Raw genomic sequence first — 21,431 nt, forward strand, 5'->3', positions numbered from 1 at the left:
ACTATGACTTCAACTTCCCAGGGGGGCTTCCGCAAGACCGGCGAGGTCGCGTACGGCGAATCCCCGCTGCATCCGCGCCGCAAGTCCCGCCGCATCATGGTGGGGCCGGTGCCGGTGGGCGGGGGCGCGCCGATTTCCGTCCAGTCGATGACCAACACCCTCACCGCCGACGTGAACGCCACACTGCGCCAGATCGGCGAGCTCGCGCAGGCCGGCTGCGACATCGTGCGCGTGGCCGTGCCCAGCCAGGACGATGCCGACGCGCTGCCGGCGATCGTGGCCAAATCACCCATCCCGGTGATCGCGGACATCCACTTCCAGTCCAAGTACGTCTTCCAGGCCATCGACGCCGGGTGCGCGGCCGTGCGCGTGAACCCCGGCAACATCCGCAAGTTCGATCAGGTGGGCCCGGACATCTGCAGGGCGGCCACGGACGCGGGCATCTCCCTGCGCATCGGCGTGAACGCGGGCTCGCTGGACAAGGAGCTGTACGCCAAGTACGGCGGTCCCACCCCGGAGGCCCTGGTGGCCAGCGCGCTCAAGGAAGCGCACATGTTCGAGGATGTGGGCTTCCACGACTTCAAGATCTCCGTCAAGCACCACGACGTGATCACCATGGTGCAGACCTACCGTCTGCTCGCCTCCAAGGGCGACTGGCCGCTGCATCTGGGCGTCACCGAGGCGGGCCCGGCGTGGCAGGGCACCATCAAATCCTGTCTGGCGTTCGGCGCGCTGCTGGCGGAGGGCATCGGCGACACGATTCGCGTGTCCCTGTCCGCCCCGCCGGTGGAGGAGGTCAAGGTTGGCTGCAAGCTGCTCGAGTACATGGGCCTGCGCAAACGCAAGTTCGACATCATCTCCTGCCCGAGCTGCGGCCGCGCGCAGGTGGATGTGATCGATCTGGCCAACGCCGTGACCGATGGACTCAAGGGCGTGACCGCGCCGATCCGCGTGGCCGTGATGGGCTGCATCGTCAACGGCCCGGGCGAGGCGCGCGAGGCCGATCTGGGCGTGGCGTCCGGCAACGGCAAGGGCCAGATCTTCATCAAAGGCAAGGTGATCGAAACCGTGCCGGAGGATCGGATCGTGGAGACGCTGCTCACCAAGGCGCAGGAGATCGCCGCGCAGATGGATGCCGACGGCACGGCCGGTGCGGGCGATGCGGCCGCGCAGACCGGTCCCGTGGTCATCCCCATCCAGCATCCGAACCGGGCCGCCTGAGCCGCGCCGGGTGTCTTCGGGTGTCCAAATGGACGTTTCGGCGCCCCGGAATGTCCATTTCGGCACCCGGATCCGGCACCTAGGCCCGGCCACCCAGACCCGGCGCGCGGACCGCATATGCCCTCGGCGTACCGGTCCCATGGCCGCGTCTACAATTGCGGGCGTGTCAGTGAACGATGAAACCCCGCAGCCGTGGACGCCCAGGCGCCGCGTGCTGACCACCCTGCCCATCTTCATCGTGCTGCTCGGTCTGCTGGTCACGGTCTCCAATCTGTCCAATATCCCTTGGGACAACGAGCCGCTCGGCCAGACCATGGAGAGTCTGTCCGCGGACACCTCCGTCACGTTCAGCAACCCGGATGGCGTGCCGTTGCCCAAGCGAGGCGACTACGAGGTGGAGGTGCGCGAGGACGACATGACCGTCACCCGCGCGTCCACCGGCGAGACGGAGGACCTGCATCTGGTGGTCCGCATGCCCAAGGGCGTGGAGGGCAAGGTCCCGGGCATCGTCTTCATGCACGGCGCCGGCTACGGCCTTGCGAAGGACTGGTTCATCGACGTGGGCGACGACTTCGCCTCGGCCGGCTTCGCCACCATCGCCATCGACAAGCCCGTGTGGAGCACCAACGACGCCACGCGAGACTATCCCGCCTCGGCGGACGCCTACGAGCAGGCCGCCGAATACCTGCGCGCGCTGCCGAACGTGGACGCGGATCGCATTGGCATTTACGCCACGTCGGAGAGCACGTGGATCTCCGCCCTGCTGCTGCAGAAGGACCCGCGCATCGCCTTCCAGATCCTCGTCTCGCCCATGGTGCATACGCCTCGCCATTCCCTAGGCTTCCTCGCCGCGCAGGACTTCGCGCTCGTGGGGGCCAACCCCGGATACCAGTCGATCGTCCGGCGCATCTTCTCCGCGGACACCGCCGCGCTGGGCCTGACCAACTTCGACATCGACACGGACACCCCGCGTGCCTACGCCATCCCCACCTTCGTGGCCTACGGTTCCAAGGATGTGATGACCGCGCAGGTGGAGGGCGCCGAGCGCATCTTCGAGCGCGCGCACGCCGCGGGCAACTGGAACGTGACCGTGCGCGACTATCCGGTTGGCAACCACGTGCTGCGCATCGGCGACGAGGAGGAGGGCGACACCAAGCTGGCCGACCATTTCGAGGACGACATGGTGGACTGGGCCGTGGGCACCACGCGCGGTCTCGAGCAGACGGACGTCAAGGTGGCCGGCGCGGACATCTACCAATCGATCGCCGTGCCCAAGGACCTGCATGGCCATCGCACGCTCACGTTCTACATGGTTGTCCTGCATGTGGCGGTCGTGATCATGCTGCTGGTGGCTGTCATCCTGTGGCTGATCGCCCTGTGCCGGCGCCTCCATGGACGGTTCTCGCGCAGGCATCGCGACGATCGGGCCACGCGCGGCCGGCTTGGGTTCCTCAACGGCTTCGGCAATGTGATCGCCGTGCTGTTCCTCACCACCATCGCCGTGCTCTACCTGTTCGTCTCCGGACTTGCGCAGGTGGTCATGGAGGTGGTCTCGCTCATCTGGGGTGCCGCGCCGAGCAGCCCGGACATCGTCTATTGGAGCTGGCCGGTGATCCAAACCGTCTGCACGGTGGTCGTCTGGGCATGGGCGCGCACGCTGGCCCGTCTGATCGAGGTGGCCCAGATGCACGGGTACACGCGCATGGGCGTGCGCGATTTCGCCAGACAGGCCAGAAGCGGCGAACTGGCCCGGCGCATGCGCGAGCCGATCATCGCCACCACGCGGTTCGGCCGCGTCCTGTTCTGGGTGACGGCCGGAGCCATGCTGTGCGTGCTGCTCATGTTCGCGTTCTGGGGCATGTTCATCTACTGATCGGGGGTCGCGGACCAATCGCGAAAGGACTGCGGAAAGACCGCGGAATGACTGCGGAAAGGAAGGAGCCGACGTGCCGCTGTACCGGGACGAGGGCGTGGTGTTGCGCACCGCCAAGCTGGGGGAGGCCGATCGCATCGTGTGGCTGTTCACCCGCCGCCATGGCAAGGTGCGGGCGGTGGCCAAGGGCGTCCGCCGGGCCCGCTCGCGGTTCGGCGCCCGGCTCGAGCCGTTCATGCGCGCCGATGTGCTGATCAACACGGGCCGATCGCTTGACGTGGTCTCGCAGGCGGAGACGATCGCCGCATACGCCGATCGGATCGTCGCCGACTATGCCTCCTACACCGCCGCCAGCGCGATCGTGGAGACGGCGGACAGGATCGTGGCCGCCGAGCGCGAGCCGGCCGCAGACCAGTACCGGCTGCTCATCGCCGCTCTGGCCGCGCTGTCCCGGGGCATGCACAGGGGCGAGGCCGTGGGCGATTCCTATGTGCTGCGCGCGCTGGCGCTCGCCGGCTGGAGCCCCCGTCTCGCCTCCTGCGTGGTATGCGGGCGGGCGGGCGATCGCGCGCTGCCGGGCGCGTACTTCTCCGTGCCGGCCGGCGGACTCATGTGCGCGGTGGACCACACCCCGGAATCGCGACTGCTGCAGCCGGGCGTGCTGGATCAGCTGCGCGCGCTGGTGGACGGCGACTGGGAGGTGCTGGACGCCGGGGAGCTCGATCCGCAGACCCGCCACATCGTGGAGGAGTGGGGCGCGTACTATCTGGAGCGCCCGATTCGTTCACTGCGCTTGCTAGATTAGCCCTTATGGCTTTTGAGAACGTCGACTACACGTCGCTGGACATCCCCGCGGCGCCGTTCAGCAATCCCTCGATCATCCCGGACTTCCCGAAGAACAAGGTGCCCCGGCACGTGGGCGTCATCATGGACGGCAACGGCCGCTGGGCGCAGCAGCGCGGGCTGATCCGCACCGACGGGCACCAGGCCGCCGAGCCGGTGGTGTTCGACACGATCGCCGGCGCGATCGAGGCGGGCGTGCGCTACCTGAGCCTGTACACGTTCTCCACCGAAAACTGGAAGCGCTCGCCGCAGGAGGTGCGCTTCCTCATGGGCTTCTCGCGCGAGATCATCCACCGCCGCGTGGCGCAGATGGACGAGTGGGGTGTGCGCGTGCGCTGGTCCGGCCGCCGTCCGAAGCTGTGGAAGTCGGTGATCGACGAGCTTGAAGTGGCCATGGAACGCACCAAGCGCAACAAGACGATCGATGTGGTGTTCTGCATCAACTACGGCGGTCGCGCGGAGATTGCCGACGCCTGTGCGGCCATCGCGCGCGAGGTGGCGGCCGGCCGCATCAAGGGCGACCGCGTCACCGAGAAGATGATCGCCGATCATCTGTACAACCCGGACATCCCGGACTGCGATCTGGTGATCCGCACCTCCGGCGAGCAGCGCACGTCGAACTTCCTGCCGTGGGAGGCCGCCTACGCCGAGCTGGATTTCGTGCCCGAGCTCTTCCCCGACTGCGGCCGCGAGGTCCTGTGGCGCTCCATCGACCACTACATCCACCGCGACCGCCGGTTCGGCGGTGTGAAGAAGTAGGACCCATCCGGGCCGATTCCTCATCGGCCCGCATCGGCACGTTTTCCGGGCGACACCGGCGGCCCGACATGTTGACCCAAGCACGCGATCGGGCGGACTAGAATCCCTTTGCGGAACGATCACATCCCGTGACGTAACACAAGGGGGTTTGGCCATGGCCAATGGCAAATCAATGACGGTCGGCGAGATGGTCGGCCTGTTCCTCGCGCCGGAAACGCCGCTGCGGGTCGATGCGTTCGACGGCTCCCACTTCGGTCCCGAAACCGCCGCTCTGCATCTGAAGGTCACCAGCTCGCGCGCCATCTATCAGCTGTTGTCCCATCCCAATGAGATCGGCGTGGTGCGCGCCTATGTTCTGGGCGACATCGACGTGGACGGCATCAGCTACGCGAACCCGTATCCCGTTCTGCGCGGTCTGTTCTCGCTCGCCCGTTATGTGCGCATGCCCTCGCCCGTCGACGTGGCGCGCATCGTCGCGGCCGTGCTGAGCCATGGCTGGCGCACGCCCGATGTGCCGCAGACCGAGGGGCCGAGCAAATTCGCGCGCATCAAGCGAGGCCTCCTGCCCCACAGCGAAAAGGCGGATTCGGAAACCGTGAGCTTCCACTACGACATGTCGAACGCCTTCTACGCGGACTTCCTGGGGCCCTCCATGACCTACACCTGCGCGGTGTTCGAGGACGAGAACATGAGCCTCGAGGACGCGCAGGCCAACAAGCTGCGTCTCATTCTGGACAAGCTGGGCCTTCAGCCCGGCGAGCGCCTGCTGGATATCGGCTGCGGTTGGGGCTCCATGGTCATCACCGCCGCCCGCCGGGGCATCAAGGCGTTGGGCGTGACCCTGTCCAGGGAGCAGGCCGAATACGCCAACGAGTGGATCCGCCGCGAGGGGCTTGAGGATCTGGCCGAGGTGCGTGTGCAGGACTACCGCGAGGTGCCAGAGCACGACTTCGACGGCATCTGCTCGATCGGCATGATGGAGCATGTGGGCGTGAAGAACTACCAGCGCTATTTCGAGGAGATGTTCCGTCTGCTCAAGCCCATGGGCCGTCTGCTCAACCATCAGATCACCATCAGCCACGACAAGCCGGACGGCGGCCCCGGTCAGGACGAGTTCCTGGACCGCTACATCTTCCCCGACGGCGATCTGGGCGCGCCCGGATTCATCGAAAGCTGCATTCACGACGCCGGCTTCAACGTGGTGCATCAGGAGAACCTGCGCCAGCACTACGCGCTCACCTTGCATCATTGGTGCGAGAATCTGGATGCGAACTGGGATGACGCGGTCAGGCAGGTCGGTTTCGAGCGCGCCAAGGTGTGGGGCCTGTACATGGCCGCCTGCGCGCTGAACTTCGAGATCGACGGCATCCAGATCCACCAGTTCCTGGCCGTCAAGCCCGACCGCGTGGGTCATCCGGATGGCAAGTGGTACCCGCTGCGCCCGTGGTGGCGGGCGTAGGCGTGTCCTTCGTCATTTCGCGGCAAATCCATAGTGCGGGAAAGTTAAGGATCCTTCGGCTACGCCCTGATGGGCTACGCTCAGGATGACAACAGGCCGTCATCCTGAGCACTGAGCCGTGAAGCGGACAGCCCAGTGGGCTGTCCGTAGGCGAAGGGAGCCGCCGCCAAGGCGGTGACGGTCCGGCGCAGTCGGACACGATAAGCGCGGAGTCGAAGGATCCTTGGCCACTGTCTTGGAATCAAGCAGTCTTCGGCTCCGCCGCGCTATGCCGTCTAGCCTCGGGCCGTCGCCAGCGCCTGCAGATCTCCGAAGACCGGGGTGGCCAGGCCGAAGCCGCCCGCCACGGCCAGGCACTGCCCGGTGGTGAACGCGGATTCGTCCGCGAGGAAGTAGACCACGGCCGCGGCGATCTCCTCCGGCAGAGCCATGCGGGGGACCGGCGTGCTCTTGAGGAACATGTTGCGGAACGTGTCGTTCAGCGCGTTCCGCACGGCATCGGTGGCGGTCATGCCCGGCAGCACGGCGTTGCAGCGGATGTTGCGGCGGGCGGTCTGCACGGCGATGTCCTTCGTCAGGTGCTCGATCGCCGCCTTGGACGTGCCGTACGCGATCTGTGAGATGTCCGGCACCTCGCCGCCGATCGACGAGATGTTCACGATGCTGCCGCCCGTTTCCGGCATGTGGCGGATCGCGGCCTGCGAGGTGATGAACACGCTTTTGAGGTTGATGGTCACCGTGTCGATGAACGTGTCCACGGACGTGTGCTCGATGTCCAGATCCTTGCGCGGGTCGGAGGTGCCGAAGTTGTTCACCAGACCGTCCACGCGCCCCTCGGCGGCGGCCACGGCCTCGATCATCTCGGTGTAGGTCTCGTCCTTCGTGGCGTCGTTGTAGATCGGCTTGGCCACGCCGCCGTTGGCCTTCACGGTTTCGTCGGCGTTGATCTCCGCTGCCCGCGCCTCGGCCCGCTCCATGTTGCGGGCGCCCAGATAGACGATCGCGCCCTCTTTGGCGGCTGCGGTGACGATCGCGAGACCGATGCCACGCGTGGCCGCGGTGACGACGATAACCTTGTTGTGCAGTCTTCCGGTCATAATGCTCCTTTGACATTCGACATGCATCCATATGCATGATCGTGATCCGTCCATGCTGACGGCGACCGATACCCAGTGTAGACGGTCAACCACGGAAGGCGACCACGGAATGCGATGTTTTTCCGCGGAATCGGCCTCATTTCAACATCGGGGGCGAAAATATGGGGCTTCCGTGGTCGGGATCGAGCCGGGAGCCGGACAGCGGCACCCGGGAGGCCGCCGCTTGCATGCGCCCGATGCTACAGTGTGGGATGGCGCTCCCGCCCGTGCCGCGCAGGTCAAGGAGCGTTCTATGTCTCATTGCTGTGCGCGGTTTTGGGGGAATCAGAAGGAGCCTTCCCATGTCAACATCCGCATCATCATCCATATCCATCCGTCCGTCCCTGCGCTGGAACACGGCGGACATCGCCGTCGGAGCCGCCCTTGGCGTAGGCTGCGGCGTCATCCAGTGGGGCTTCAACTTCGTCTCCGCATGGCTGTTCCCCCTCATGAGCGCGCTGCTGCCCGGCTTCGCCAGCCTGCTGCACGCCATCTGGTACTTCTCCGGCACGCTGGGTCTTGTGGTGATCCGCAAGCCCGGCGCCGCCATTTACGTCAACGTGGTGGGCGTGGCCGTGCAGATGCTGCTCGGCAACCAGTTCTCCCTGAGCTTCGTGTTCATCTCCGCCGCCCTTGAGGGCGTGTTCGCGGAGATCCCATTCCTCATCACCCGCTACCGCATGTACAACCTGCCGCTGACCATGTTGGCGGGCCTGCTCGTGGCCTTGGAATACGGCTTCTACCTGCTGTTCTTCCGCTACCAGGCCGTCTCCCTGTTCAGCCCGCGCGGCATCATCCACATCACCTGCGAATGCATCGGCGGTGTGCTGATCGCCGGCGTGTTCAGCTGGTATCTGTTCCGTGCGATCGCGGCGACGGGCGCGCTCGACCGCTTCGCATCCGGCCGTTCCATCCGCGCCGATGTGGACTGAACGCTGATTGGCTGGGCGCTGGCTGATGATGGTGGGGCGGCAGGGGCTTGAACCCTGGACCGGGCGATTATGAGTCGCATGCTCTAACCGACTGAGCTACCGCCCCACATGGCCGTGTAAAGCGGCCAACTTGCCCAGTGTAGCAAAGCCCGGGACCTTGCATCCCGGGCTTTGTCGTGTCCGTGGCGTACCTGTGCCGCATCCGCTCGGCAGTTACCCCGGCGATGTTGCGCCCGCATGGCGAACATCAAGTCCGCGGTGGTAAGGTACGCCCAGATATGTCATCGGGGCCAAAGCGAACGAGGAGCGTGGATGGACAAGAAGCACATTGAAAGCGGGCTGTCGCAGGAGCAGCTGGATGCCGTCGCCGATCTGGCGCGCACCAACGTGTACGCCAAGCAGTCGAAGTGGAAGACCTTCCGCGAACTGCCGAAGGAGGAGAAGTTCCCGTTCTTCGTGCAGCACTTCCTGCTGGCCACGGTGGCGATCGTGGCCGCGGTGGCCATTGTAATCGGCCTGGGCGTGTTCTACGCCACCCGCCCGCCAAGCACCAAGCTGGTGGTCGCCACGTTCAACCTCTCTGAGTACAACGACAAGCTTGAAAGCCTGCAGCAGGACTTCGCCGCCGCGCATCCAGACCAGGATCCCCGCGTGTTCGACATCGACTCCTCCTTCATCCTCACCTCCAAGGCGGATACGAGCCTGTCCGGGGACGGTTCCGGGGACGGTTCCGGGGACGGGACGGCGTCGGCCAGTACGTCGGCGTCGGCCAGCGCGTCGTCCTCCAATGCGGCCGGCCAGGCCGCGGACGCGATGGCCAACGCGGCCATGGGCGGATCGTCCTATCTGGACGACTCGGCCAAGCTCGCCGTGCGCATGGCCGCCGGCGAGATCAACACGCTGATCGCGCCGAAGGACATGTTCATCGAGTTGACCCACCGCAACGCGATCAACGACCTGAGCGCCGCGCTGGACGACCAGCGGATCGCCGCGCTGGGCGACGCCGTGGTGTACGCGGACGATCTGGAATCCGGCGCCGAGCACAAGGCGATCGGCCTCGACCTGTCCAAGTCGGCCACATGGAAGGCCAAGGGGCTGCCGGACGACGCGATCTACGGCTTCGGCAACGTGTCCGAGGGCGTGGAATGGCCGGTGGCGTTCACCGATTTCCTCAAGTTCGAGTAGCGATCCGAGCGACGGCCCGAGCGTCGGCCTGATCCAAGCGGCGGCCCAGCATTGGTCCGATCGTCATGCGGGCCCGGGATAACGGCGGCGCATCCGGCGTATTGCGGGGCGTGTCGCGCAAATCCACACACCGGCGTATAATCCCATAGGTTCCGGTTCACGCCCACCACAGGGGTGGACGACCCGGGTCGCCTGGATTCCATAGGAGACAAAATGAAGCAGGGTATTCATCCCGATTATCACCCGGTTGAGGTGACTTGCTCTTGCGGCAACACGTTCGTGACCCGCACCGCCGGCAAGGGAGACCACATGTTCGTTGACGTGTGCTCCCAGTGCCACCCGTTCTACACCGGCAAGCAGAAGATTCTCGACACCGGTGGCCGCGTGGCTCGCTTCGAGAAGCGCTACGGCAAGAAGACCAAGTAGCATACTTCAGCGCCAGCCCCCGCATACCCTGCGCCGGCTGGCGTTTTCATATCCAAAACCGTTTTCGCCCGGATTCGCCGGGCACCCATTCCAATCGAGCATCGTTCAAGCAAGCTTCAGGCAAGGATTTCCATGGCAGACGAACAGTTCCCCGCGGCCGCGACCGCGCTGGAGGAATACCAGTCCATCGAGCAACAGATGGCCGATCCGGACATCGTGTCCAACCCGGACAAGCTGCGCAAGCTGGGCCGCCGCCACGCCGAGCTGGGCGCGATCGTGAGCGCCTACAAGGCGTATCTGCAGGTGCGCGACGATCTGGATGCCGCGCGCGAGATGGCGTCCGAGGACTCCGATTTCGCCGAGGAGGCCAGGAGCCTCGAGGCGAAGCTGCCCGATGTGACCGAAAAGCTCAGGACCGCGCTCATCCCGCGCGACCCGGACGACGCCCGCGACACGATCATGGAGATCAAGGCCGGCACCGGCGGCGAGGAGGCCGCGCTGTTCGCCGGCGACCTCATGCGCATGTACACGCGCTACGCGGAGAAGCGCGGCTGGACCGTGTCCATCCAGTCGGAGAACACCACCGAGCTCGGCGGCGTCAAGGACGTGCAGATGGCCATCCGCGCCAAGGGCACGCCCGCGCCGGAGGACGGCGTGTGGGCGTCGCTCAAGTACGAAGGCGGCGTGCACCGCGTGCAGCGCATCCCCGTCACCGAATCGCAGGGCCGCATCCAGACGTCCGCGGCCGGCGTGATCGTGTTCCCTGAGGCCGACGAGGACGACGATGAGATCGAAATCGATCCGAAGGATCTGAAGATCGACATCTTCATGAGCTCCGGCCCCGGCGGCCAGTCCGTGAACACCACGTACTCCGCCGTGCGCATGACCCATATCCCCACGGGCATCACCGTGAACATGCAGGACGAGAAGTCGCAGATCCAGAACCGCGCGGCCGCCCTGCGCGTCCTCAAGTCCCGACTGCTCGCCATGAAGCACGAGCAGGAGGCCGCCGAGGCCGCGGACATGCGCCACTCGCAGGTCCGCTCGCTGGACCGCTCCGAGCGCATCCGCACCTACAACTTCCCGGAGAACCGCATCGTGGACCACCGCACCAACTACAAGGCGTACAATCTGGACGCCGTGCTGGACGGCGATCTGCAGGCCGTGATCGACTCCGACATCCAGGCCGACGAGGCCGATCGCCTCGCCAACCAGAAGTGAGCGGCCGGCGCCGATGAGCACACCGACCTGTGAATCCGTGACCGTCGCCGACCTTGTCCGTTCCGCCGCACAGCGCCTGCGCGAGGCCGGCGTGGACACCCCCGAGCATGATGCCAAGCTGCTGCTCGCCCATGTGTTCGGCTGTGAGCTGCGCGATGTGGACAAGGCCGTGCTCATGGGGGAGCGGTGGCCGCGTGGCGATGCGGATGGTTCCAATGCGTCCGATTCGGCCGGAGCCGCCGCCCCGGGCAGAGTCGCCGGCTCGGACGATCCGGATGCCAAGCTCACCGCCTTCGAGGCCTGCATCATCCGGCGCGCCCGCCGCGAGCCGCTGCAGTACATCACCGGCCACGCCCCCTTCCGCTATCTTGATCTGGAAGTGGGCCCCGGCGTGTTCATTCCGCGTCCGGAGACCGAGCTCGTGGTGCAGGAGGGGCTTGACTGGATCAACCGCCACAGCGGCCTGTACGCGCCCCGCGTGGTCGACCTGTGCGCCGGCTCCGGCGCGATCGGCCTGTCCGTGGCCGGCGAGGCGCCCGGCGCGGAGGTGTGGGCCGTGGAGATCTCCGAACGCACGGCCATGTGGACCCGGCGCAACCTTGCGAAGGTGTCCCGCATCAACCCGCAGGTGGGCTACAACTACCATCTCATCCTCGGCGACGCCACGAGTTTCAGCACGTTGAGCCAGCTCGACGGCACGGTGGATCTGGTCCTGTCCAACCCGCCCTATGTGCCCGAATCCGAGGTTCCCGAGCAGCCCGAGGTGCGCGACCACGACCCATCCCTGGCCCTCTACGGCGGTTCCGCGGATGGTTTGCTCATCCCCGAGCGGATCGTCCAGCGCGCCTATGCCCTGCTCAAGTCCGGCGGCCTGTTCGTCATGGAGCACGACATCTCCCAGGGCGACCGCCTTGCCGCCTATGCCCACGCCTGCGGATTCATCAACGCCGTCACGCGCCTCGACTACACCGGCCGGCCGCGGTACTTGGTGGCGGAGAAGCGGTAGGGCTACTCTGGAGACATGGATGCTCTCTCGTTGAAAATCGTGTGATGAGGGGGTTCGAACGTGACGGCCTGCTTCTGAAGCGGCATCGTGCTGGCGATTCCTTCGAATAATGCAGTGAGTTCGTCCGCCCGCGGTCGATGGCTTTCAGTCCGGCATCACCGCGGCTTCGGTGGCCGTGCAGGATTGCAGTGCGGCCCGGTGACGCGCGAACCAGTCCGAGAACTGCGCATCGGTGAGCCGGGACAGCGCGTCCGAAAGGTCGTTGGGACGCCGGTAGGTCTTCTCGCCCGTCTCCGGATTGACGCCGATCGCGTCCGCGTTGCCTAGCCGCACCCGGATCTCCTGCTGCACGCTGATCAGCACGTCCTCCGGTTCGCTGACCTCCGCGGCCTCGCCGACGGCCCTCGGATCGCGGACCGTGGCGCATTGCATGCGTCCGGCCACCGATTCGACCACTGCCCGCTGGACCTCCCTGACGATCCCATCCCGGCTTTCGCCGCCGGACGGGGCGCGGAACGTCGCGGTTTCGGCGGAGACAACCCAGTCCATGGAACCGAAATGCTCGTTCATTGTCACATGCGGTTGGGGCGCCAATTCCAGCACGCGGCTGGCGGCGGCCGCCACCTCCCCGGACAGTTGCCGATCGGCCGGATGCATGCAGACGATCACCTGCACGGACACGTCTGAGCAGATCGGCGATTGACCGTCGGCGCGAATCAGGGGCATGGGATGGAACAGCGGCGTGATGGCCATAACCGTCGCCATGATCGCGCAGGGCCAGAGCATCAGGTCCCGCGCCCATCGGCGTCCGTCCTCGCCATCGAGCGCATTGCGACCGACCGCCAGCATGGACGTCGCCAGCACGGTGAAGAACGCGATCCGGTATGCGCCGGTCATAGGTTCGAGCCGCCAGCCGGGGGAGGGGAAATCATTGACCCATATGGGCGCGGGCAGGAGCGCCGACCGGCCGGTGTTGACCAAGAAGGTGTTCGTCAGCAATGATCCGAACACCAACGCCGCGAACATGCCCAACGGCAGCGCGACCATCGTCCAGCGTGAGGCGGCGACCGCCCCCAGCACGGACGCGGCGACCGTCAGCGAAGCCAACGTCACCAGGGCGGCCAGTAGCGCCGGAACGTCCGGGCCGTCGTAATCGGCGATCAGCGCGGTGCGCACGGCCAGCGGCGCGAGAGCGACGATGTAACCGGCCGTCACGGCGATGCAGCAGCCGATCGTCTGCCGCGCAAGTACGCGGAACGGCCCGCCGGCGCACAGCCGTCCGATCGCCAGATTGCCGGGGCGATAGGCGCGTCCGAACAACGCCGCCGCGACGGCGACGATCAGCGCCGGCAGCATCACGCCCTCCCGGGCCGCGACGGTCAGCGACGACCAGCGCACCGGCGGGGCGAATAGGTAGGACGCGGTCTGGGCGAACGCGGCGATGGCCACGAGCGCGCCGAGCCCCGCCATGGAACGTGCGCGCGGCCATGCTGCGTGGGTTGTGATGGTCATGATGCCCTCCCGTCCGGCTATCCGCGGGCCGAAACCCGCAGAAACAGTTCCTCGATGGCACGGGTCCGGTCCTCGTCGTTGACGGGGACGTTGCCGTCGGGCCCGCCGACGCTCCGATCCGTCACATCCCCGGCGAAGGCGATTCGCCCGCCGACCATGATGAGCAGACGGTCGGCGCCGCGGGATACGTCGTCGATGATGTGCGTGCTGAGCAGCACGGTGGCCTGTGCGCCGAGTCGCGTGACCAGTTCGCGGATGTTGGCCCGCTGCATGGGATCCACGCCGGCCGTCGGCTCATCCAGCAGGATCACCTCCGGCCGATGGGCCACCGCGCAGGCGATGGCGAGCCGCTGCCGTTGCCCGCCGGACAGTTGGCGTGCGCGCATGGCGCGGCGGTCCAGCAGATCCACCGCTGCGAGCGCGTCGTCCACCGCCCGCGGAACCAGACGTTCCGGCAGACCGTGCGACCACGCCGAGTAGGCCACGTTGTCCTCGAGCGAGGAGAATCCCATGAGCTCGAACCGCTGCGGCAGATAACCCAGACTCAACCGCGCGTCCTCGCGTCCCTGCGCGGTCGAGACGTCATGGCCCGCGACGCTCACCGTGCCCCCATGCGGCCGTTTGAGCGTGGACAGCACGTTGAGCAGCGTGGTCTTGCCCGCGCCGTTCGCGCCCAGCAGTCCGGTCACGCCCCGCCCGATGGCGAACGACACGTTGTGCAGGACCCGCGTTCTGCCGTACCGGAACGAGACATCGGAACAGACGAGGCCATTGGGGAATGGGGAGACGGTCATGGGGCACCTCCTTGGGCTGTGGACCACATATCCTCATTGCAGCACCATGGAGCCCATCAGGGCACCTGCTGCCGTAACGACTACGACAGGAACGGAATCGTCGCGGTCATGGACCATACGCCGTTGTCCTCGCGCAAGGAGAAGGAGCCGCCGGTCTCCTCTATGAGCCGCTGATACCGGGACAGCCCCGTGCCGCCAGACGGCAGCGACGGTTGAGATGATGACGGCTGCGTTCTGGGATCGTCGGCCAGCGAGATGGTGGCGTCCGCCACGTTCACGACGATGGATACGGTGACCATGCCGTGAGGATCGGCATGCTTGATGACATTGCCCTCCAACTCATGCAACAGGCCTTCGATCAGCTCCAGCCGCCCGGACAGCATGGCCCCGTCGGATGGGGCGTTCCCGTCGTCGAACAGCAGCTCGACATCGAACCCGAGCCGATCCAGATGGCCGCGCATGCGATCGGCTGCCGCACGCAGCCGATCGGTCGCATCGGAAGGGACTGTGATCATCGCGGCATCCGAGGATGGATCATCCGGCGCCTCCATGAGATCGATCACGTCCCGTACCTGCGTGAGCGTTCGGCGCAGGGTGGCGTCCAGATCATCGAGCGTCGCGTCATACCGATCGCCGTCCCGCGTGTGGCCGGCTTTCAGACCGTCCACCAGTGACAGGGCGTATACGATCGTGTTGGCCGTGGAATCGTGCAGGGTGCGTTCGATGCGGTCCTTCAGGGTGCGCTGCCGTTCACGTTGGCGCAATGCGGCCAATTGCCGGTTCTTGCGCACCACGATGGCCGTGATGACGGCCGCCGACTCGCCCACGCACATGAGCAGAAATCGTGGGATTCCACCGCTGTTCGGCAAGTTCATGGTCATGACCAGACAGGCGTACATGGGCGGGACGATCGTCATCGTGCCCAATACCGGATGACGGCCGGTGAGCCGGAACGTCGCCAGGAACACCGCGAACATGGTGAATATGGACAGCGGAATCGGCATACGACCGTCGAGGCCGTCGAACATCGCGCACGCGCACCATGTCGACAGCACCGCGCAGGGTGACCAGAGTGCGGACCACGCCAGGCAGACCACGGCGGCCGCGAACAGGCACACGCCTCCCAGCGCAAGCGCGAATGGACCGATGACGGCAGCGTGCGGGGAACCGGCCAACAATACAGAGGAATGAACCATGGTCGCCACGGCCAGTGCAATGCATACGGCCGGTACGGCGTATCGCGACGCAAACACGGTATGGAGCAGCGCCCTCGCCTGATCCATCCATGCGCCCATACCGTACCCGTTCACATCGCACCCCGCTTGGTGAGCAGATGAATCGCCTCCGGGATGCTGCCGGCGCCCAGTTTGGCGAGCGCCCGGTTGCGGTAGGAGTACACGGTGGTGGGGCCCACGCCCATGGCCGCGGTGATCCGTTCCGTGGTCAGGCCCTGCGCGTAATACCGCAGCGTTTCCAGCTCACGCTTGGACAGAGGCTGCGAGTCGGCGATGGGCCGTTGGGGCGTCCCGGAATCCGCATTGCCGTCCGTGGCCGTGACTTCGTCGCCGGGCGATTCCCGTGTCGCCTTTCGCGCCGCCGCCGCGATGATGGCCGGTTCCAACTCGGTCGCCACGTTCTCCTTGCCCAGCAACGCATCCATGCCGGCCGCTTTCGCCCCATCCGCGAACCGTTCGACCGAATAGGCGGTGATTCCCACCAAACCAACCCCTTCGGCACCGGCTTGGGCGTGGATCCGGCGGCATACCTCAAGACCGGACAGGTCGCCCAGAAAGACATCCACGACCATCACGTCCGGCAGCGCACCCCGTCCGCGCAGCCCGCGCGTCACCAATTGAAGCGCCTCCACACCGGACATGGCCCGCCACAGCACCGTGCAGCCGCGCATGCGCCCCACTGCGGCCACCAGCATGTTCAGCGCCAGCGGATCATTGTCCACCACCCCGACGCGAATCAGACGATCACTGTCCATACCTCCATTGTGACACTTGCGGGCGCGCGGGGCCATGCGTGGGATGGGTTTCGCCGTAGTGGCTACGGCATGCCGTTGCGACAACAGAGCGCGGGATTGTTATCTGTAGTTACAGAAGGACAATGAGGGTCTTTCCCAACGAAGGAATAATGTCATGAAAGACGCAATGAAAATAGTCGCAAAGTTTCTTGTTCCTTGTACCGTAATTTTCGGTCTTGCTTTTATCTATTCAAATACCGCAATTGCCGCGGAGACAGGTGAGGTTTCGCTTCAGGAATGCGGACTATATGTCCGAGTTCCTTGGCGCGATCCACCATTGGCTGTCTTTGAAGGTGGAATGCAAAAATGTGATCAGCAGGAGATCGTCACATTAATGGCTAAACGAGATGTTCCATTCGGATTCGATCAAGAATTAGCAAAATCCACATTTAGGTCTCGTGACGAACTTCACCATATTGAAGTATATGCCACTGTTGGACATAAGTATTATACGGCAGCCACTACTGTCTCTGGAGCAAAAATGGAATCCATGAGGATGATTTACTAACTTCATGCGAAAGAGATTAGGTCGCAGTGAAAGATGACATCATTTCAGGCATTCCACTATTGGTGTCTGGGACGGCACTGTCGGATGGCCGTGCTGGCGCTCGCGGCCGGCTATGCGATGTCCTGGCTGTGGTGGGACGTGGGATTCGACACGCATCTGCTGGGACAGTACCACGGCGTGAGCGTCGGTTCATGGCAGATGCTGCCCATCCTGACCGGCATCGCGGCGATGGCGCTGCTGGCGCGCAACAGGCCAAGCGCCGGTCTGACCTGTTGCAAAACCGAGCATCGTGTCACCGCGGCGGCGCTGGCGCTGGCGGCATCGCTATCCAGCGTGATGACGCCCGTGGTGAGAATGGCGTTCTGCGCGGTGCCGTTGGCTTGGATCCCAAGGGGCTCGGCTTGGGTCGCCGCGGGCAGCCGACTGCAGACGCCCCTGGGCTGGGACATATGCGCGCTCATGTGGATGCAGTGCGCGCTGGTGCTGGCGGTGGCGATGGTGGCGATCGCGGCGTGCGGTCGGCTTGTCGGCGTCGTCGCCGGATTCGGGGCGTACGCGCTTCTGCTGCTCGCCGCGTCATGGCGGCCGATCGCCGCACTGTCACCGCTCGCATGGGACTCGTCCGGATACACCGGCGGCAGGATGATCGCCGTGTCCGCCATGTTCCTCGTCGCATGCGCGCTGCAATGGGCGTGCCTGCGACGAGGATGGGCGGCGGGCTGAGGGAATTGCCACGGAACTCGAATTTCCCGGATGGCTTGGCGCAATGCCAACGTCGGCCGGCGGAAATTCGAGTTCCGTGACGGTCGCGAGCGGTCAGCGGCTACCGCGCATACTCCTGCAGCGCGGAGGCGTCGGCCTCGGTGATCTCGCGCAGCACGTGCGCGGGGTTGCCCACGGCGATGGTGTGCGGCGGGATGTCGTGCGTGACCACCGCGCCGGCGCCGATCACGCAGCCCTCGCCGATCGTCACGCCGCCAAGCACGGTCACGTTGCCGCCGAACCAGCAGTTCGAGCCGATCGTGATCGGACGGCCGTACTCGTAGTCGTAGGAGCTGCCGTCGGGGCGCTTGCGCACGTTGCGGTCCTGGAAGCGCAGCGGGTGCATGGGCGGCAGCAGGGAGACGTTCGGGCCGAAGAGCACGTCGTCGCCGATCGTGACGGGTGCGCAGTCGAGCACGGTGAAGTTGAAGTTCGCGAACACGCGATCGCCGATAGTGGTGTGGCAGCCGTAGTCGAAGAACACCGGGCCCATCACGTCCAGATCCTCGCCGTGGCCGGGCAGCAATTCGCCCAGCACGGCCGCACGGGCGGCATGGTCGGTGCGGGACAGGGCGTTGAAGCGGGTGCACAGATCGCCGGCCTTCTCCCTCATTGCGGTTAGTTCCGGGTCCGCGGGGTTGTAGAGCTTGCCGGCGAGCATCTCCTCGCGCTCGGATGCGCGGGGCGTGCGCAGCTCAACGGGTGGTAGAACGTTTGACATGGAGGAATTCTGGGTCATGGACGGCATTGTAGTCGGGGTTCGAGGGGTCAGAGATCGATTTCCAGTTCACGCTTTTGACGGGCCGTTTTTCCGTGAACTGAAGAACAAACAATTCCGCACAAAAGCTCACAGTAAAAGTGGCTGAATTCCAGTGATTCAAGCATTCATGTGAACATGTGGGCCAGTTCACACCTTGAAGGCTTGATGAAAGCGTGAACTGGCCCGCGCCATATCACGCCAATTCCACGCTCTTCGGCACCTCGATGCCATGCTTGCCGAGGATCGCCACGGCCTCCATATAGGCATCGGTCGTGGCGGAGGGGTCCAGCAGGGCCTCGCGCAGTCCGGAAGCACCAGACCCGGAGCCGATCCCCAGCGCATCCACCAGGGCCTTCCGGATGCCGGCCGCGCTCGCCTCCACGGAACCCAGGAATCCCGCTCCGGCGAGCGCATCGGCCAGGGGCTTCAGATCGCCGCCGGTCACCTCGTCGATCACCGTGATCTGATCCAGCAGCGCGAACATCCAGTCGCGCGCGGCGGGGGAGTCCGCGGAACCGGCCTGTCCCAGCACCTCCGTGGTCTTCGCGGCCACCGGCTTCACATCGATGTGCCCAATCTCCGCGTCCGCGCTCGCATGCCCGCGACGATCCTCGATGTCGTCCAGCAGGTGCTGGATCGTCACCTCGTCGGCAAGCGGGCCGGGCTGCGCGTGCAGCGAGCCGATCGCGTCCACGTCGAGCTGCCGGCCGCCGGAGTTCTGGAAGCGCACCAGCTTGGGGGAGTTGAAATAATGGTCCATGCCGTAGGTCACGAACGCCGGGGTCTGGCTCTGCAGGTCGCGGACGGCCTCGGCCACCGGGCGCATGGACAGCAGCGGCTGTTGGACGATCACCCGGGCCAGCGCCTTCTTTGCATCGGCCACGGTGAGCGGTCCGCCGATCGCCACCGCATTGGCCGAACCATGGCCGCCGAACATCGACTTCAACTGATCGAGGAACCCCATTATTGCCTCTTTTCCACATATGATTGCAAGAGTTTCCGCGGCCCAGTGTAGTCCCGGCTCCTCGGCTTCGAACCCCATTTGACTCAAAAGTGATGCACAATGGGTACAGTATCTACGTTGCGCCGAAGGACGGCGGGGATGGAGAGGCATACAGCGATGAGCGATGTGCGGCATGTGAGCGAGGAGTCCTGCGCCCTTGCGGCCGAATTGGTGAGGCGGGGCGAGCTGATCGTCATCCCCACGGACACCGTGTACGGGGTGGCCTGCGACCCGCGCAACGCCAAGGCCATCGAGCGCATCTACCAGATCAAGCGCCGCCCGCGCTTCAAGGCCCTGCAGGTGCTCATGGCCTCGGTGGACGATGTGGACGCGTTGGGACTCGAACTGCCGGCGCCCCTGAACCGTCTGGCCGCCGCATTCCTGCCCGGCGCGTTCTCGCCCATCGCTGTGGCCCGCGAGGACTGCACGCTCGCCACCGCACGCGAAACGCCGCAGGGGGAGCGCACACAGGGCATCCGCATCCCCAACTCCGCGCTGTGTCTGGAGATCCTGCGCGCCACGGGCCCGCTGGCGGCCTCCAGCGCCAATCGCTCCGGCGACGAGTCCGCGCAGACCGTCCGCGAGGCCGTGGAGGCGTTCGGCGACGAGGTGGCCCTGTACTTGGATGGCGGGTCCACCCGCGGCCACATCTCCAGCACCGTCGTGGCGGCCGACCCGCACGAGCGCGACGGCATCGCGATCCTGCGCGAAGGCGTGATCCCGCAGTCGACGATCCGCCGGGCCCTGACCGTTAACGGCGGGGGACTGGGCGCATGAGGGTCTATCTGCTCATCGCCGCGATCGCGGGCGGCGTCACCTGGCTGGTCACCCCCATCATCCGCCACATGGCCATCGAAATGGGCGCGGTGGGGGAGGTCCGCGCGCGCGACGTGCACAAGATCCCCACGCCCCGCATGGGCGGCGTGGGCATGCTCATCGGCTTCATCACGGCCATGCTGTTCGCCAGCCGCATCCCGTTCATCTCCGGCCTGTTCCAGTCGGACGGCACGGCGTGGGTGATCATGATCGGCGCGGTGCTGGTCTGCCTGCTCGGCGTGGCGGACGACTTGTGGGACCTCGACTGGATGCTCAAGCTCGCCGGCCAGCTGCTCATCTCCGTGTTCGTCTCGTGGGGAGGCGTGCAGATCATCTCCCTGCCGCTGGGCTCGCTGGTGGCCGCCTCGCCCAGCCTGTCGATGGCGATCACGGCCATCCTGATCGTCGCGTCGATCAACGCCGTGAACTTCGTGGACGGCCTGGACGGCCTGGCGTCCGGCATCGTGGCGATCGGCGGCGTGGCGTTCGCGATCTACTCGTACATCCTGGCGCGCACCTCGCCGTCCTACGCCTCGATGGCCACGCTGATCGACGTGGCGCTGGTGGGCATCTGCGTGGGCTTCATCCTGCACAATTGGCATCCGGCCAAGCTGTTCATGGGCGATTCCGGCTCCATGTTGCTCGGCTACCTCATCACCTGCGCGTCGATTGTGATGACCGGCCGCCTGGACCCGATGAGCGTGCACACCAGCGTCTACCTGCCGGTGTTCATGCCCATCCTGCTGCCGGTGCTGGTGCTGTTCCTGCCGGTGCTGGACATGTGCCTGGCGATCGTGAGGCGCCTGAGCCACGGCCAGTCGCCCATGCATCCCGATCGCATGCATCTGCACCACCGCATGTTGGGCATTGGCCACGGCGTGCGCGGGGCCGTGTCGATCCTGTGGGGCTGGGCGGCGCTGATCGCGTTCGGATCGCTGAGCGTGCTGTTCTTCAAGGCGAGCTATGTGGCGATCGGCATGTCCGTGGCCACCGTCCTGCTCACCGTGGCGACGATGTACCCGTACATGAAGCACCGTCTGCCGGAACTGCGCGAGGAGAACCGGCAGTACCGCGAGGCCCGTCGCAACGCCGAGCACGCGAGGCGCAAGCGGCGGTAGCAGGCTGAACCTAGGCGCATGGTACACCATGGGGGCGCAAAACGTCAGACACCATGCATATAGTGAAT

At 65.7% G+C, this 21,431-nt stretch carries 21 protein-coding genes and 1 tRNA gene; 14 read left to right on the forward strand and 8 right to left on the reverse strand.

Annotation, left to right across the window (positions count from 1 at the left end):
• Positions 1-3: 3 nt before the first annotated feature.
• The 5 genes from ispG (at position 4) to EMO90_RS09245 (ending at position 6,155) form a co-directional block, all read left to right on the forward strand.
• Positions 4-1,221, forward strand: a complete 1,218-nt coding sequence (gene ispG, locus EMO90_RS09225) for a flavodoxin-dependent (E)-4-hydroxy-3-methylbut-2-enyl-diphosphate synthase (protein ID WP_190972034.1) — start codon at positions 4-6, stop codon at positions 1,219-1,221.
• A 214-nt stretch (positions 1,222-1,435) separates the two neighbouring features.
• Complete coding sequence (locus EMO90_RS09230) at positions 1,436-3,094, forward strand: alpha/beta hydrolase (protein ID WP_150354315.1); 1,659 nt, start codon at positions 1,436-1,438, stop codon at positions 3,092-3,094.
• Between the two features lie 73 nt (positions 3,095-3,167).
• Entirely contained in the window at positions 3,168-3,899 is a 732-nt protein-coding gene (recO, locus tag EMO90_RS09235; RefSeq protein WP_150354279.1) for a DNA repair protein RecO, read from the forward strand.
• Between the two features lie 5 nt (positions 3,900-3,904).
• Positions 3,905-4,696: an isoprenyl transferase gene (locus EMO90_RS09240; RefSeq protein WP_150354280.1), complete on the forward strand. Its 792-nt coding sequence runs from the start codon at positions 3,905-3,907 to the stop codon at positions 4,694-4,696.
• A 154-nt stretch (positions 4,697-4,850) separates the two neighbouring features.
• Entirely contained in the window at positions 4,851-6,155 is a 1,305-nt protein-coding gene (locus tag EMO90_RS09245) for a class I SAM-dependent methyltransferase (protein WP_150354281.1), read from the forward strand.
• Between the two features lie 275 nt (positions 6,156-6,430).
• Here the strand turns inward: EMO90_RS09245 and hdhA are convergent, their stop codons facing one another.
• Complete coding sequence (gene hdhA / locus EMO90_RS09250; RefSeq protein WP_150354282.1) at positions 6,431-7,252, reverse strand: 7alpha-hydroxysteroid dehydrogenase; 822 nt, start codon at positions 7,250-7,252, stop codon at positions 6,431-6,433.
• Between the two features lie 341 nt (positions 7,253-7,593).
• Here hdhA and EMO90_RS09255 point away from each other — a divergent pair, with 341 nt between their 5' ends.
• Positions 7,594-8,223: an ECF transporter S component gene (locus EMO90_RS09255; protein WP_150354283.1), complete on the forward strand. Its 630-nt coding sequence runs from the start codon at positions 7,594-7,596 to the stop codon at positions 8,221-8,223.
• Between the two features lie 29 nt (positions 8,224-8,252).
• On the opposite strand, the gene EMO90_RS09260 is transcribed toward EMO90_RS09255, so the two are convergent.
• Positions 8,253-8,329: transfer RNA gene (locus tag EMO90_RS09260), tRNA-Ile, on the reverse strand.
• A 206-nt stretch (positions 8,330-8,535) separates the two neighbouring features.
• Here EMO90_RS09260 and EMO90_RS09265 point away from each other — a divergent pair.
• From EMO90_RS09265 to prmC, 4 genes are all read left to right on the forward strand, one after another.
• A complete protein-coding gene (locus EMO90_RS09265) occupies positions 8,536-9,408 on the forward strand; it encodes a hypothetical protein (RefSeq protein ID WP_150354284.1) in 873 nt (290 codons plus the stop codon).
• Between the two features lie 213 nt (positions 9,409-9,621).
• On the forward strand, positions 9,622-9,834 hold the full coding sequence (rpmE, locus tag EMO90_RS09270; protein ID WP_150354285.1) for a 50S ribosomal protein L31: 213 nt from the start codon (positions 9,622-9,624) through the stop codon (positions 9,832-9,834).
• 132 nt (positions 9,835-9,966) lie between these two features.
• Positions 9,967-11,055, forward strand: a complete 1,089-nt coding sequence (gene prfA, locus EMO90_RS09275) for a peptide chain release factor 1 (RefSeq protein WP_150354286.1) — start codon at positions 9,967-9,969, stop codon at positions 11,053-11,055.
• A 13-nt stretch (positions 11,056-11,068) separates the two neighbouring features.
• A complete protein-coding gene (prmC, locus tag EMO90_RS09280) occupies positions 11,069-12,061 on the forward strand; it encodes a peptide chain release factor N(5)-glutamine methyltransferase (RefSeq protein ID WP_150354287.1) in 993 nt (330 codons plus the stop codon).
• Positions 12,062-12,205: 144 nt separating this feature from the next.
• Here the strand turns inward: prmC and EMO90_RS09285 are convergent, their stop codons facing one another.
• From EMO90_RS09285 to EMO90_RS09300, 4 genes are all read right to left on the reverse strand, one after another.
• Complete coding sequence (locus EMO90_RS09285) at positions 12,206-13,573, reverse strand: hypothetical protein (RefSeq protein WP_150354288.1); 1,368 nt, start codon at positions 13,571-13,573, stop codon at positions 12,206-12,208.
• Between the two features lie 17 nt (positions 13,574-13,590).
• Complete coding sequence (locus tag EMO90_RS09290; RefSeq protein WP_150354289.1) at positions 13,591-14,367, reverse strand: ABC transporter ATP-binding protein; 777 nt, start codon at positions 14,365-14,367, stop codon at positions 13,591-13,593.
• 80 nt (positions 14,368-14,447) lie between these two features.
• Positions 14,448-15,662 carry a sensor histidine kinase gene (locus EMO90_RS09295; protein ID WP_150354290.1) on the reverse strand — a complete coding sequence of 405 codons (1,215 nt, stop codon included), beginning with the start codon at positions 15,660-15,662 and terminating at the stop codon, positions 14,448-14,450.
• An 11-nt stretch (positions 15,663-15,673) separates the two neighbouring features.
• Complete coding sequence (locus EMO90_RS09300; protein WP_190972035.1) at positions 15,674-16,357, reverse strand: response regulator transcription factor; 684 nt, start codon at positions 16,355-16,357, stop codon at positions 15,674-15,676.
• A gap of 154 nt (positions 16,358-16,511) precedes the next feature.
• On the opposite strand from EMO90_RS09300, the gene EMO90_RS09305 reads away from it, so the two are divergent.
• Together EMO90_RS09305 and EMO90_RS09310 are read left to right on the forward strand one after the other, a co-directional pair.
• The gene (locus EMO90_RS09305; protein WP_150354292.1) at positions 16,512-16,904 is read left to right on the forward strand and encodes a hypothetical protein; all 393 of its coding nucleotides are present in this window, start codon (positions 16,512-16,514) and stop codon (positions 16,902-16,904) included.
• A 33-nt stretch (positions 16,905-16,937) separates the two neighbouring features.
• The gene (locus tag EMO90_RS09310; protein WP_150354293.1) at positions 16,938-17,627 is read left to right on the forward strand and encodes a hypothetical protein; all 690 of its coding nucleotides are present in this window, start codon (positions 16,938-16,940) and stop codon (positions 17,625-17,627) included.
• Between the two features lie 100 nt (positions 17,628-17,727).
• Here the strand turns inward: EMO90_RS09310 and EMO90_RS09315 are convergent, their stop codons facing one another.
• Positions 17,728-18,405: a sugar O-acetyltransferase gene (locus tag EMO90_RS09315; RefSeq protein ID WP_150354294.1), complete on the reverse strand. Its 678-nt coding sequence runs from the start codon at positions 18,403-18,405 to the stop codon at positions 17,728-17,730.
• A 214-nt stretch (positions 18,406-18,619) separates the two neighbouring features.
• A complete protein-coding gene (locus EMO90_RS09320) occupies positions 18,620-19,390 on the reverse strand; it encodes a hypothetical protein (protein ID WP_150354295.1) in 771 nt (256 codons plus the stop codon).
• Positions 19,391-19,546: 156 nt separating this feature from the next.
• Here EMO90_RS09320 and EMO90_RS09325 point away from each other — a divergent pair, with 156 nt between their 5' ends.
• Complete coding sequence (locus EMO90_RS09325; protein WP_150354316.1) at positions 19,547-20,206, forward strand: L-threonylcarbamoyladenylate synthase; 660 nt, start codon at positions 19,547-19,549, stop codon at positions 20,204-20,206.
• Positions 20,203-21,363 carry an MraY family glycosyltransferase gene (locus tag EMO90_RS09330; protein ID WP_150354296.1) on the forward strand — a complete coding sequence of 387 codons (1,161 nt, stop codon included), beginning with the start codon at positions 20,203-20,205 and terminating at the stop codon, positions 21,361-21,363. The genes EMO90_RS09325 and EMO90_RS09330 overlap by 4 nt, the downstream gene beginning before the upstream one ends.
• Positions 21,364-21,431: the final 68 nt, after the last annotated feature.

It is taken from the genome of Bifidobacterium vespertilionis, from assembly GCF_008698145.1.
GTDB lineage: Bacteria > Actinomycetota > Actinomycetes > Actinomycetales > Bifidobacteriaceae > Bifidobacterium > Bifidobacterium vespertilionis.

Bases quoted from the DNA above. Each gene is read 5' to 3' on its own strand.
- EMO90_RS09325 (WP_150354316.1), top strand. From the start codon at position 19,547: ATGAGCGATGTGCGGCATGTGAGCGAGGAGTCCTGCGCCCTTGCGGCC.
- hdhA (WP_150354282.1), bottom strand. From the start codon at position 7,252: ATGACCGGAAGACTGCACAACAAGGTTATCGTCGTCACCGCGGCCACG.
- rpmE (WP_150354285.1), top strand. From the start codon at position 9,622: ATGAAGCAGGGTATTCATCCCGATTATCACCCGGTTGAGGTGACTTGC.
- EMO90_RS09265 (WP_150354284.1), top strand. From the start codon at position 8,536: ATGGACAAGAAGCACATTGAAAGCGGGCTGTCGCAGGAGCAGCTGGAT.
- EMO90_RS09290 (WP_150354289.1), bottom strand. From the start codon at position 14,367: ATGACCGTCTCCCCATTCCCCAATGGCCTCGTCTGTTCCGATGTCTCG.
- EMO90_RS09240 (WP_150354280.1), top strand. From the start codon at position 3,905: ATGGCTTTTGAGAACGTCGACTACACGTCGCTGGACATCCCCGCGGCG.
- EMO90_RS09320 (WP_150354295.1), bottom strand. From the start codon at position 19,390: ATGGGGTTCCTCGATCAGTTGAAGTCGATGTTCGGCGGCCATGGTTCG.
- EMO90_RS09300 (WP_190972035.1), bottom strand. From the start codon at position 16,357: ATGGACAGTGATCGTCTGATTCGCGTCGGGGTGGTGGACAATGATCCG.
- ispG (WP_190972034.1), top strand. From the start codon at position 4: ATGACTTCAACTTCCCAGGGGGGCTTCCGCAAGACCGGCGAGGTCGCG.
- EMO90_RS09315 (WP_150354294.1), bottom strand. From the start codon at position 18,405: ATGACCCAGAATTCCTCCATGTCAAACGTTCTACCACCCGTTGAGCTG.
- prmC (WP_150354287.1), top strand. From the start codon at position 11,069: ATGAGCACACCGACCTGTGAATCCGTGACCGTCGCCGACCTTGTCCGT.
- EMO90_RS09285 (WP_150354288.1), bottom strand. From the start codon at position 13,573: ATGACCATCACAACCCACGCAGCATGGCCGCGCGCACGTTCCATGGCG.
- EMO90_RS09330 (WP_150354296.1), top strand. From the start codon at position 20,203: ATGAGGGTCTATCTGCTCATCGCCGCGATCGCGGGCGGCGTCACCTGG.
- EMO90_RS09305 (WP_150354292.1), top strand. From the start codon at position 16,512: ATGAAAGACGCAATGAAAATAGTCGCAAAGTTTCTTGTTCCTTGTACC.
- EMO90_RS09295 (WP_150354290.1), bottom strand. From the start codon at position 15,662: ATGGGCGCATGGATGGATCAGGCGAGGGCGCTGCTCCATACCGTGTTT.
- prfA (WP_150354286.1), top strand. From the start codon at position 9,967: ATGGCAGACGAACAGTTCCCCGCGGCCGCGACCGCGCTGGAGGAATAC.
- EMO90_RS09255 (WP_150354283.1), top strand. From the start codon at position 7,594: ATGTCAACATCCGCATCATCATCCATATCCATCCGTCCGTCCCTGCGC.
- EMO90_RS09310 (WP_150354293.1), top strand. From the start codon at position 16,938: ATGACATCATTTCAGGCATTCCACTATTGGTGTCTGGGACGGCACTGT.
- EMO90_RS09245 (WP_150354281.1), top strand. From the start codon at position 4,851: ATGGCCAATGGCAAATCAATGACGGTCGGCGAGATGGTCGGCCTGTTC.